Genomic DNA, 12,365 nt, shown 5'->3' with positions numbered 1-12,365 from the left:
ACAACAAATATCTGCCTGCTGATTATTCAATCAATGAATTGAAGCTTTGCTGAAAAAACTCACCAACATAAGGCAATTCTTTTTCCTGTGATTCAATTGCGCCATATAATGCTATAGCCCACAAAGCTATTATTGCGACTGCAAGTAGCCAACCTATAACAGGAATAAAACTTAGAATCACCCAGGTAAGAAAAAGCCCTAATGATTGGCGCAAGTGAAATGCACCTAAACGGGTCGGATTGTTACTGTGTAATATCAGCGCCGCAATCCAACCAACAATAGTGAAATAGCTTAAAATTGCAATGGTTCTACCTTCAAACTTAAAAGTTTTATCATCAAAATGCGCTTGAGTCATAACTACTCCTTTTATGCTTTCACTACTTTAAATAGTAGATTTTTTTTCCATTTTTTCAAGTTTACAACCGCTTTTCGGTGCTATGATATAGCGCTCTAGACGCAATTTCACTACGCGACATTGTCCAATCCATCGCTCTACTAATGTTTAGCTAACATACTTCTGATACAGGTGTATTCACGAGCTTTCGCAATGTAGGTACAGAAACATCTAGTAAGGTACTAGCAAGCTTCATCGTAAGTCCTGCTTCTAGACTATGGTTTGCTAATACTAAATTCATGCGATTAATCTTCGAAAACTCACCTTCTTCTTCTAAAATCAAATCCGCCAGTTCATAACTTAATTGCAAAATCTTAAACTGTTGCGGCTCTTCTGCAGTCTGAAGTTTCTTCCAACGTCGCCTAAACGTACTTTCAGCAATATTCAATGAATTAGATGCTTGCAGAGCAATATCATTGTGAGTGACAAGTGCTTTCTTATACAACAAAAACTCTACCCATGGTGCTATAGGCGTTAATGCCTTTATACTACTTTGATGAGAAATACATAGCTTAACTAGCTCCATACTCTTCGCCGAAATAGCTTCTTCAGAGTTGGCAGTCTGATCCTTAAAATAACTTAGCTTATTGCCTTTATCAGACATTAATTTCGAACTGTCAATAGAACTACTCAATCCCGCTGAATTTTGGACTTGTTCAATAGCATAGCTATCACCCATAAACGAATGATGTCGATTAAGAGAATGTTGATTCGAAGGTTGTCTAATTGCAGGGTACAAACCAATATGTTCACAACTTAATTGGTTTTGCTGACACAAGATAACAGCCTTATGTACGAGGTTTTTTAACTCTCGAATATTTCCAGGCCATTGGTATTCAATTAACGCTTGTTTCGCTTCATCGCTAATTCCCAATATCACTTTGTCATACTCTTCCGCATAGACATGTAAATATGATTCTGCAATGAGTACAATATCTTCGATACGGTCGCGTAATGCGATATTTTTTATATTGAATACATCGAGTCTAAAATAGAGGTCTTCTCTAAATAGACCTTGTTTGATCTTTTCTTTTAAATTTACGTTGGTTGCGGCGACTATACGTACATCAACCTTTTTTAATTCTCCACTACCAACTGCCGAGTATTGCTTTTCTTGAACAAACCTAAGTAACTTCACCTGCATATCAAGAGGCAATTCTCCTATTTCATCAAGAAATAAAGTACCACCGTCAGCTTTTGCAACACTACCCTCAGACTTCTTATCAGCACCGGTAAACGCGCCTTTGGTATGACCAAATAATTCACTTTCAATTAAGTTGTCGACCACGGTACCACAGTCAAAAATAATGAATGGTTTATCTTTACGGTTACTGTGCTGATGAATATTTTTAGCAAGAACTTCTTTACCCGTTCCTGACTCGCCAGTAATCAACACCGTCGCACTGGTTGGAGCAACCATTTTCACTTCACTCATCAATTGATGCATGTTCTTAGATTGATACCAGAAATTATCCCCATTGCTTAACAATGAAGAACTTGTTGATGATTTAGGGTTTAAACGCTTTAACGTAAGCGCTATAAAGTCAGCAATATTAAGTAATACATGGTGATCGTGAATACGTACAGAATTATCCTGCTGAGTAATAAAATATAAGAAATGACTAATTTGATCATGCTTACGGATAGGAACAACAACTTGCAATCCACCATTTGCTACCATTGAGGTAAACACTTTGCCGTATTCATTATTTTCACAGATTGAGTTTAAATAGCTCAGTTGATTCTCTGAGAAACTTACATCATCATTGGTTTGGGCTTTGCCATTTTTATCAATGGCTTGCGATAACTGGTAACAGCCATCATTTATATTAAAAAATGCAGCCGACTCTAGATCAAAACCTTGAAGACAATGTTTCAAAATCTGCTCGATAAAACTGCCTTTATCGTTAAGCGTATTTAAGTTATTGAGAATGTTCCATTGCATCAACATTTTTTGATAATCTTGATCGCCGGTTTGGGTCACCTTACCGCTTAATTTATCGAGATTACCTATTTGTTGTAAGGTGTTTTGAAATAACCATTTTTCTAAGCGATTACCGCCCGACTGTCCGGCTTGAGATAACGAAAAATTAGCAAAGTAAAACAGTTCAATTGGTGAATAATTTATATGTTCGTTATTCACTGCGAGACCGAAACTAAATTTTAAATTTAATGATTGTTGATTAAATCGATACTCATTTAGTAACTCACGTAACTTATTGGTAATGTTAACAATTTGCTCTTCACTTGCACTAGAAAACATTAACAAGAACATGGTTCCACCATAATGTGACGTCATATCACTTGGGCGAACAAAATTACGTAAAAGCTTACCAATTTGATACAACACTTGATCGCCAACTTCACGACCATATTTCAAGTTTATTTTGTTAAAATCATCTGGGCTAAACAGTAATATCCCTGAAACCCTACTTTCTTCATTGGCGTTTTTATGAGTCAACGGTTTTAATTCTAAAACCTTAGGTAAATTATCTAAACTTGTGAGTTTACGTAGCATTATTATTGAGCCACTGCGAACGCCTCGTTGTTTAATTGGTCCAATAATACCGTCGACTAACACACTAGAATTGCTTATAGTCTTGATCGCTATAGGTTGTAGCTTAGTCACCGCATTAACTTTAATCGCCGCGGCAATAAATTGTTGTGAATGCTGTGACGTAAGATCTTCACGAGAATTGATTACTTTGTACCAAGGCTGACCGATATACCATGGCGCACCATCAATCAAGCTATGCTCATTATCATCAAAAAGAACTTGCGCAGCATTGCTCAGCGCGGTAACCGCTCCTGTATCATCAAGATAAATAACATAATCGCTAATACAGTCTACAGCTTGAGTTAACAAATTATTTTGCTGGATATGAGTTTTACTAAAATTCGATTTATAAATGCCAAATTTAATCAGTGCGCTGATTTGTTCGACAGATTGGTGAAGATTTAAATAGGTATATATTGATTTAGTATTCTCTTCGATTTGGTTTTCGAGATTGCTTTCAAGATCTGTCTCAGTATGATTATTAACGATATAAACGACACCATCAATTGATTGACAAAGTGTTGACTTATCTATCGATTGTTCAGCTAATAAATTGTTGTCAATAAACAGTAAATGCCCATTAATTCGATGATTATCGTCGATAAAACTTAAATTTAGATTAGCTAATACTTTTACTTGGTAACCCAGTGTTGCCAATAAATCTAATAGTTTTCCAAAATGCTCATTTTCACCATAAACATAAGCATGTTTGTTAGCTTGAACGTCACTATTTTTTATTATTTTTGTTATTGTCATTAATTCAACTTACTACTTACTAATATCTAAAACGCGATCGTTAATCAACAGCGCTTCACAAGATTGTGCATCTAACGGCTTGCTAAACAAATAGCCTTGTATGTAAAAACAATTATTCTCGTTTAAAATTCTCAATTGTTCTTGGTTTTCAACACCTTCAGCGACGACATCTAAACCGAGCGATTCCGCCAGTGCTAATATCGCTTTGACTATAGCAATATCGTTATTACGGTTAATGTCAGCGATAAAAGAACGATCTATTTTCAACGTATCAATTGGAAACTTCTTCAGGTAACTCAACGAAGAATAGCCAGTACCAAAATCATCAACGGCAATGCCTACTCCTAAGGTTTTGATCTGTTGCAAACGAACAATATTTTCTTCTACATCAGTCATTACCGCACTTTCAGTTATTTCTAATTTTAGCATCTGTGGTGGTAAACCCGTATTTTTTAATACCGATTGTATTAATCCTACCAAGGTTCCACGTTTAAACTGCACTGCTGACAGGTTTATTGACATTTGAAAATCTGAAAAACCTTTATCGAGCCATTGCTTAGCTTGAAAACATGCTTGTCTTAATACCCATTCACCAATTTTTATTATCATCCCGGTTTCTTCAGCGACTGGTATAAACTCCGCTGGTGAAACAATACCGAGTTTTGGATTATTCCATCTAATTAACGCTTCTACACCAGCAATACTTGAATCGCGAGTATCCATCTGCGGTTGATAGTACAATTCAAACTCATCGTTTTCGATGGCACCTCTGAGCGCCTGTTCTAGATGTAATCGCTCTTTCGCGCGACTGTTAAGTGAATCAGAATAGAACTTGAAACAACTGCGCCCTTGTTCTTTTGCATGATACATAGCGACATCAGCATTTTTCATTAAATTGGTAACTGTATGGCCATCATTTGGATAAACTGAAATACCAATACTCGGCGTTACTGAAACCTCGTATTGCTCAATCATTATCGGCTCTGAAACTTCTTCGATGATGCGCTGTGCTACCTGGGCAATATCATCAATACTATCGACACGAGATAGAAATACGGTAAATTCATCGCCGCCAAGACGAGCAACTTTAGTTTCAGGAATTTGATCTGGTGATCGGGCGATTAAATCGCAATTCCTGATATTACTGTCTAGGATCTTGGCGATCTTTTTAAGCACTTTATCACCGAAATTATGGCCTAGGGTATCGTTGATTCGTTTAAAACGATCAAGGTCAATAAACAAAACACCAACATGGTATTCGCCTCTATTAGCCAATAATAAGAAACGCTCCAGATGTTCGTTAAAGTTTTGCCTGTTAGGTAAACCAGTTAAACTATCGTAATAAGCGAGGTACTTTAATCGATCTTGAGATTCTTTTAGATCGCTAACAGCATTTTGACTACGCAACATATAGCGCACTCTATGGCCAATCATAGGCCAACGAATAGGCTTAGGTAAAAAGTCAGTTGCACCAATATCATAAGCTTTTAAAATCGACTGGTAATCATCGGCACCAGTAACCATTAAAATTGGCACATCATGGCCTTTTTTATGATCGCGAATGCGCTCGCACACCTGATAACCGCTTAAGCCTGGCATTTCGACATCAAGTAAAACGATATCAGGGATAACATGCTCAAATTGCAAAATTGCTTGATCGCCGTCAGCTGCTTCGTATACAACAAAGCCTTCTGCTTCAAGTGTATCTCGCATTAACATTAAATAGGTAGGATCATCGTCGCAGACCAATACTTTCGCGCCACAAAAATCTTTTAATTCTTCATTACTCATACTAGTTCCCTAGCAACATCTTCAAGTATTATTTTCGTTTGTTGAAACACTGTTTCCAGCTTTTCTACAATTCTTACGCACAAATGCAACTCGTTAGAATGCGCGTACTGCTCAATTTGAACTGATAATTGTGAAAGCTCTTTTGCTCCAAGATTCGCCGCTAGCGACTTCATTCCATGGGCAAGTTTACGTACTTCTTCATTATCATTTATAGCTAAGGTTTCTTTAAGCTTTACCAGCTTACCTGAAAACTCTGCTTTGAATTTAACAAATACTTTTGGATAAATTGATTTACCCGTAAGTTTTTCGATCTCTCTGATTGCATCTATTGCCGCTAAATCAATTAACTCATTCTCTTCAATATTTGTCTCTTCAGCATATCCTTGTTGATCGACATCTTCAATTTGAACTTCATCATCAGGAGCAATTGCAACGATAAGGCCAGATAAATAAGTTTTTAAAACTCTCAACAATTGTTTAGTGGTAAAAGGCTTATAGGCATGTGAATTCATTCCTGCTTGAAGGCATTTTTCTTCGTAGCCTAATCCGACGCCAGCAGTCAATGCGATGATTGGCGTATCTTCTTGATTCAAAGATTGTTGTAGTTTTCTAATTTCTACGGTTGCTTCAAAGCCATCCATGACAGGCATCTGACAATCCATGAAGATCAAATCGTAATAATTGGCTTTTACCAGCTCAACTGCAATAGCGCCATTATCGGCAATATCAACTTCACAACCAAACAAGTGTAACATTGCTTTAGCAACTTCTTGATTGGTAACCACATCTTCTACTAACAGTATTCTAGCCTTAAATTCCACTATATCGGCAAACATTAACTCCGAATTTTCTTCAGTAGAACTCTGTTTTCCATGTATACAATCTTGTAATATTTCAAGTAGTACATTTTTACGCAATGGTTTCTCGATGTAGTAGCCATGATCAAGTAAACGATTTTGAGACATCGTCGTACCCATCACTATCACTTGCTTCTCTACCGTTTTGGCAAACTTATAACACGGTGTAGCGGACAATTGCTCGTTATCTATCAAAAAGATGGCATCATCATATAATGCGTGTACTTTCTCAACCTCTGCAACATTAGTTGCTATTGTATGGTCAAGCTGTAAACGATTTAAAGCATTTGAAGCCATACGCTTTACGACGTCACTTTCAGTCATCACTACCACGTGTTGTTCAACGTCAACCGAATTAATAAAGACTGTATCCTTGAATGTCGGTAATGGCAGTGAAATAGTAAACGTAGAACCTTGGTTGACTGTAGATTTTAGTGAAATCTCACCGTCCATTAGTTTAACTAAACGCTTACTAATCGCTAAGCCTAAACCTGTTCCGCCAAATCGTCTTGTAGTAGAACTGTCTTCTTGCTTAAAAGCATTGAAAACTTTGTTTTGATTTTGGTCCGATATACCACAGCCGGTATCAATCACGTTTATTTCTATATTGCCTGAACGTACAAAACAACTAACTTCTACACTGCCACTTAAAGTAAATTTAACTGCGTTTCCTATGATATTAGTGATAACTTGTCGGATTCTTAGTTCATCCCCTAAGACCATTTGAGGTGTATCCATCGAAATAGAAACGGTAAGTTCAACACCACTTTTATGGGCTTTATTAGCAAACAAAAATGCCGTTTCTTCAATTAGTTCATGAAGATTAACTTCGGCAATTTCTAATTCAACTTTTTCAGCATCTATCTTTGAGAAATCAAGAATATCATTGATTAGCTCTAACAGCATTTCACTTGCTCGTTGCACTGATTGCGCGTATCGATTTTGTGCTCGATTTAAGCCTGTTTTCATTAGTAAATCACTCATACCAATAATACTATTCATTGGTGTACGGATTTCATGACTCATTGTCGCTAAGAAATTCGCCTTAGTTCGGGCTGCTGTCTCTGCTTGTTCTTTAGCACTATTTGTTTCAATTACAGCATGTTCTAATGCGACATTAGCCATTTGTAATTCCGCTGTTCGTTGGGCGACCTCAGATTGAAGTTGGGCTTGATATTCTAATTGTTGACGTTGTTTTTGTTTGGCTCGTGATATAAATAAAACGATCAATAAAAATGACAAAAATAGATAAAACACATAAGCGCTGTTGGTAAACCACCACGGAGGATTTACTTTAATTGGTATTACTAGTTCTTGTTTACTCCAAACTCCGTCGTTGTTTGAGCCTCGTATTCTAAACTTATAATCACCATAAGGTAAGCTAGTAAACATGATGCGGTTATTCGTTCCCGAATCAATCCACTCGTCTTTCCACCCTTCCATTTTGTATTGATACTGATTATCTTCTGGTTTTGTGTAATCAAGGGCCGCGAATTCAAATATCAGAAACGATTCAAAATGATCTAACTCCAAAATTTCATCTTTGTTAAATATTTGATGTAAAGGGATAGATTCGTTAAATTTTGAAAAGTTAGTTAAGCGTATCGCTGGTTGATGATTATTGATCGGGATATGTTTAGGATTAAAAGTATTAAAACCATTTGGGCCGCCAAAAAAGATCCTGCCATCATCAGCCTTAAAATATGCACCGCTATTAAAGTCTTTACCCTGTACACCATGGGAAGTATTAAAATTATCGATTTCAAGTGTGTCTGCAGACAATCGAGTTAACCCCTCCGTATGGGTTACCCAAATAAAGCCAAAGTCGTCTTCAACTAAAGCGTAGGTGAAATTGCTAGGCAAGCCTTTCTCTATTCCAATAAATTCAAATTTAAAGTCTGTTGATACAATAGAATCACGTGCAATTCTCGCTAATCCCGAATCTTGAGTTGCTACCCAAATGTAATGTTCAGTCTTTAGTAAACTTACTGTTTTATTGGTTTTCATCCCATCAAGGCCACTATCTTCTACTCGAAAATAGTCGACCAGCCCAGTATCTATGTTGTAACGATTTACGCCACCACTGCGTGTAGCAATCCATAAATCATTTTCATAGCCTTCTATTACGTCAAGGACTTTGTCAGAAGATAAACCATAAGGCCCTTTGTTTTGAGTAGATACACGCTTTATTTTACCCTTGCTATCAATCAAATTAATACCACCACCAAACGTTGCTATCACGATAGTACCGTCGGATAATTCAATGATTTTACTAATTGCATTGCTACTGATGGTTGTTTTGTCAGCTTCATCATGGCTTAGAGTTTTGAAAATATTGCTGTCGGAACTTTTAATTTGTATGCCCTCAGCAAACGTACCCACCCAAAGGTTTTCTTTACTGTCGATTAGCAAACTCATTACGCGATTATCTTGTAATGCGCCTATATCACCTTTACTGGAGTTGATAAAACTTGTCTCGCCAGTTGTTGGGTTGATTATATTTAACCCTCCGCCCCATGTACCGACATAAATATTGCCATTATTATCTTGTTCAAATGCTGCGATGATGTTGGATGAAAGGTATTTCCCCTCTTCAAAGTTGGTATTGATATGGTTAAACGGAATTAAATCAGCGTTCCAGCGGCTTACACCAGCATAGGTACCAACCCAAAGAACACCACCCGCGTCTTGATATAGCGCTTGAACCCTATCATCTACTAGGCTTCTTGGTCTTGCTGTATTATTAACAAAACGTTTAAATTCATTCGTCGATTGGTTTAACTTGCATAGCCCTTGTCCTGTGCCAAACCACAAATTTAAATTGTTATCTTCTATGATGTCTCTAACATCATTAGAACATAAACTTTTCGAATTATTTTCGTCAAAAGAAAACGATTCTAATACACCGATTGTTAAGTCAAATTGAAACACGCCTGCATCTTTTGTCGCGATCCAATTGATACCATTACTATCTTGAAAAACGGCATTGAGTTTCGTTGACGGTATGCCATTATCGCCTTGAGTTTCATAGCTAACAATTTGTTCATCATTATCTTTAATAAAAAGACCAATATTGGAAGTGAGCCAAAGTTTTCCATCGGCAGCAAACATCAAGTCAGTTACCTCAAGTTCTTTGTTTGTTGATATTTGAATACGGCTAATAGCCGATGTTTTGGTGTCTAACCGGTATAAATAATGGGACATACCTGCAAACCAGATATTACCATCGCTATCTTCTGCGATAGCTTTATATAGATCGGTCAAAACGTCGCTATATTTTTTATCTTGGTTAAGATTTTGGAAGCCATCTATTTCTGGTAAATAAAGACTTATTCCGCCGTTTCCAAGAACCCACAAACGCTCTTCTGAGTCGACAAATACTTTATGTACCCAATTACTTTCTAGGCTATTTGGCTGACCGGAGTTTTTAGTATAGGTTTTTGAATTAATGCCATCAAAACGATTTAGGCCAATTTGGTTTCCTAACCATATAAATCCCAATTTGTCTTGAACGATAGTATTTACTGCGGGTTGCGATAAATGCTCTGTTAAATCGGTATAATTGGAAAAATCTACGTCTCGATTGGTGTGGCTAAATAGTTGAGCTTGCTGAGTTACTGCTAAAACATTTGTACTTAACATCAATGCGCCACCACAGAAAACAACATAGCACATCTTTTTTATTAATACTTTCATAGTATTATACATCTTACCGACCTACTTCTTATTATTATCTCGGTTTAGCTTAAATTAAAGCATTTGTAGTGCTGAATGTCATCCACAAATTCACTTATCTTTCACAGACAAAAAGACGCCTAAGGCGTCTTTTTATTCGGCATCAATTACTGCTGTTCAACCCAACCATTAACGAAGGTAACTGTTGACAAAGTTTGAGGATTGGTAACAAAAACATTGTTATCTGGCCATAGGTGCGCTTGCTTCCAAATAGCTGCATCAGGCCATAAATGTGCATCAGGCCATAAATGTGCGTCAGGCCATAAATGCGCGTCAGGCCATAAATGCGCGTCAGGCCATAAATGCGCGTCAGGCCACAAATGCGCGTCAGGCCATAAATGCGCGTCAGGCCATAAATGTGCATCAGGCCATAAATGTGCGTCAGGCCATAAATGCGCGTCGGGCCATAAATGTGCTTTTGCATATAACCCATTCCACTCAAAACCTGGGTTACCTAAAATAAAGTATTGTTTAGTTTCTGCATCATATCGAGCAGGACCAACATGATGTACATCACCATATAAGTCTTGTTCAATATCTAGACCAACATTACCACAACCGGTTTCCATGCTGTTAACTGCCCGTGGCGCGTTAATAAATCCAGCGCCTTGCTGAAAAACACTGTAAGACAAACCAGAGTTGGTAGCGCCTGCTACAGCCGATGACAGTAGACGACACTTCACATCATCTGGTGTTAAAGATGGATCATGCTGTAACATCAACGCTGCGACACCTGAAGTAATAGCCGTTGCTTGTGAGGTACCAGAAAGAACAAAATACTTGCCACCGTCAGCAATACTAGGATGCGCTTGGTAGATTTTTGATTTTCTGCTCATTAACCCTTGAACATGGCCACCGGGAGCTACCAACTCAGGCTTAATAAAACCTTCAACGGTAGGTCCAGCACTAGAAAACGAAGTAACAAAGTCATCACTAGGATCATACGGCGTATAGTTATCAGAAGAAGCGCCTACAGTGATCACATAAGGATTATTACCTGGTACACCAATCGACATTGCCTCAGAGCCCTTATTACCAGCCGATGCGATTACAGTAATACCTTCATTCCAAGCAACCATAAGCGCTTGGTTAATAGGATCTTGCCAATAAAACGATTGCGGTCTTGCCCCTAGAGATAGATTTAACACCTTAATATTATGCTTTTCTCTGTTAGTAACAACATAATCGATACCTTTTAAAACTTCAGTATATGAAGCATGGCCTTTACTATCGAACGCTTTTACAGATATAAGATCAACATCTGGTGCAATACCGTTAAACGACTCTAATCTATTACCGTTTTTATCAAAGGCATAAGAACTATTCGCGATAAGGCTAGTTACGTGTGTTCCGTGGCCATTACCATCAAGGCTAGAACTTTCATTAGAAACATTGATACGCTCTATGTGTCTTTTGCCGCCATTGCTACGGAATTTAATTTCTTTAAACTTTCTGACACCACTATCAATTATCGCTACACCAACACCTTTCCCGGTTATTCCCGCATGATGCATCTTGTTAGCACCAGTCAACGTTGCTACATAGGTATCGCGTCTATTGCTCATATTTTTAATGTCATCATTTAATGACTGTACAGAAAAATCTGAGGTATTAACTACATCCATTGAGCTTAACTTTACTTTCTCATCAGCAAACAATCTGATCATCGGATGACTATGATTTACTTGTGTAACTTGATCATCAGTAAGTAAAGCTGAAATCGCTTGGATAACGGTATATTTGTGAACGACTTCACCACCTACCGATTCAATCGCAGAAACCAATGTTGGTTTGCTTGCGCCTTGAACTATGTATGATCCTTTATTAGCGACTTCAGATTTTTGAATAAAAAGAAATGCTGCCGATACTGCTAGCAGCACCCCAAGGAGAGCTGTGGCGATTATTGTTATTGTTTTAGGATGAGCTAAGTTTAGTTTCATAGTTTTTACCACTTGAGTTTTATCGCTTGGTTTGGACCAATAATTATTATTATTTATTCCTTACGTAGCGAGAACTGTGCCAACTTTTGAAACTTCATTTTTAGTACAAATTTCGTACAAATATTCAGGGTTCAGTTCGATTTAACATCATTTAGTCATTACATATTGATACACAATGAAACATGACGAAAACAAATGGCGCAAAGCAGAAATATATGACTCGCCACTTTTTTTGCCAGCCAAAGATTTGACGAAGAAAACTGAGATGAAAGATTATGGCGAAAAACAATGAAACAAGGAAACAAGGAAACAATGACTTTATTAAATGCCCCAAT

General features: G+C 37.4%; 5 protein-coding genes. All 5 read right to left on the bottom strand.

Annotated features, from left to right (window positions below; all coding sequences use genetic code 11):
• Window positions 1-22: 22 nt before the first annotated feature.
• The 5 genes from LT090_RS07935 to LT090_RS07915 all read right to left on the bottom strand — a co-directional run bounded on the left by LT090_RS07935 (window position 23) and on the right by LT090_RS07915 (window position 12,030).
• Complete coding sequence (locus tag LT090_RS07935) at window positions 23-355, bottom strand: DUF4870 domain-containing protein (RefSeq protein WP_068546447.1); 333 nt, start codon at window positions 353-355, stop codon at window positions 23-25.
• A 151-nt stretch (window positions 356-506) separates the two neighbouring features.
• The gene (locus LT090_RS07930; RefSeq protein WP_068546449.1) at window positions 507-3,707 is read right to left on the bottom strand and encodes a sigma 54-interacting transcriptional regulator; all 3,201 of its coding nucleotides are present in this window, start codon (window positions 3,705-3,707) and stop codon (window positions 507-509) included.
• A gap of 12 nt (window positions 3,708-3,719) precedes the next feature.
• Window positions 3,720-5,498, bottom strand: a complete 1,779-nt coding sequence (locus tag LT090_RS07925) for a two-component system response regulator (RefSeq protein ID WP_068546450.1) — start codon at window positions 5,496-5,498, stop codon at window positions 3,720-3,722.
• Window positions 5,495-10,051 (bottom strand): two-component regulator propeller domain-containing protein, encoded by a 4,557-nt coding sequence (locus LT090_RS07920; RefSeq protein ID WP_068546452.1) that lies wholly within the window; start codon window positions 10,049-10,051, stop codon window positions 5,495-5,497. The genes LT090_RS07925 and LT090_RS07920 overlap by 4 nt, the downstream gene beginning before the upstream one ends.
• 146 nt (window positions 10,052-10,197) lie before the next feature.
• Window positions 10,198-12,030, bottom strand: coding sequence for a S8 family serine peptidase (locus tag LT090_RS07915; protein WP_070795918.1), 1,833 nt, complete (start codon window positions 12,028-12,030; stop codon window positions 10,198-10,200).
• Between the last annotated feature and the right edge of the window lie 335 nt (window positions 12,031-12,365).

Source organism: Thalassotalea crassostreae (assembly GCF_001831495.1).
GTDB lineage: Bacteria > Pseudomonadota > Gammaproteobacteria > Enterobacterales > Alteromonadaceae > Thalassotalea_A > Thalassotalea_A crassostreae.
This window is presented reverse-complemented; position numbering and strand designations above follow the sequence as displayed.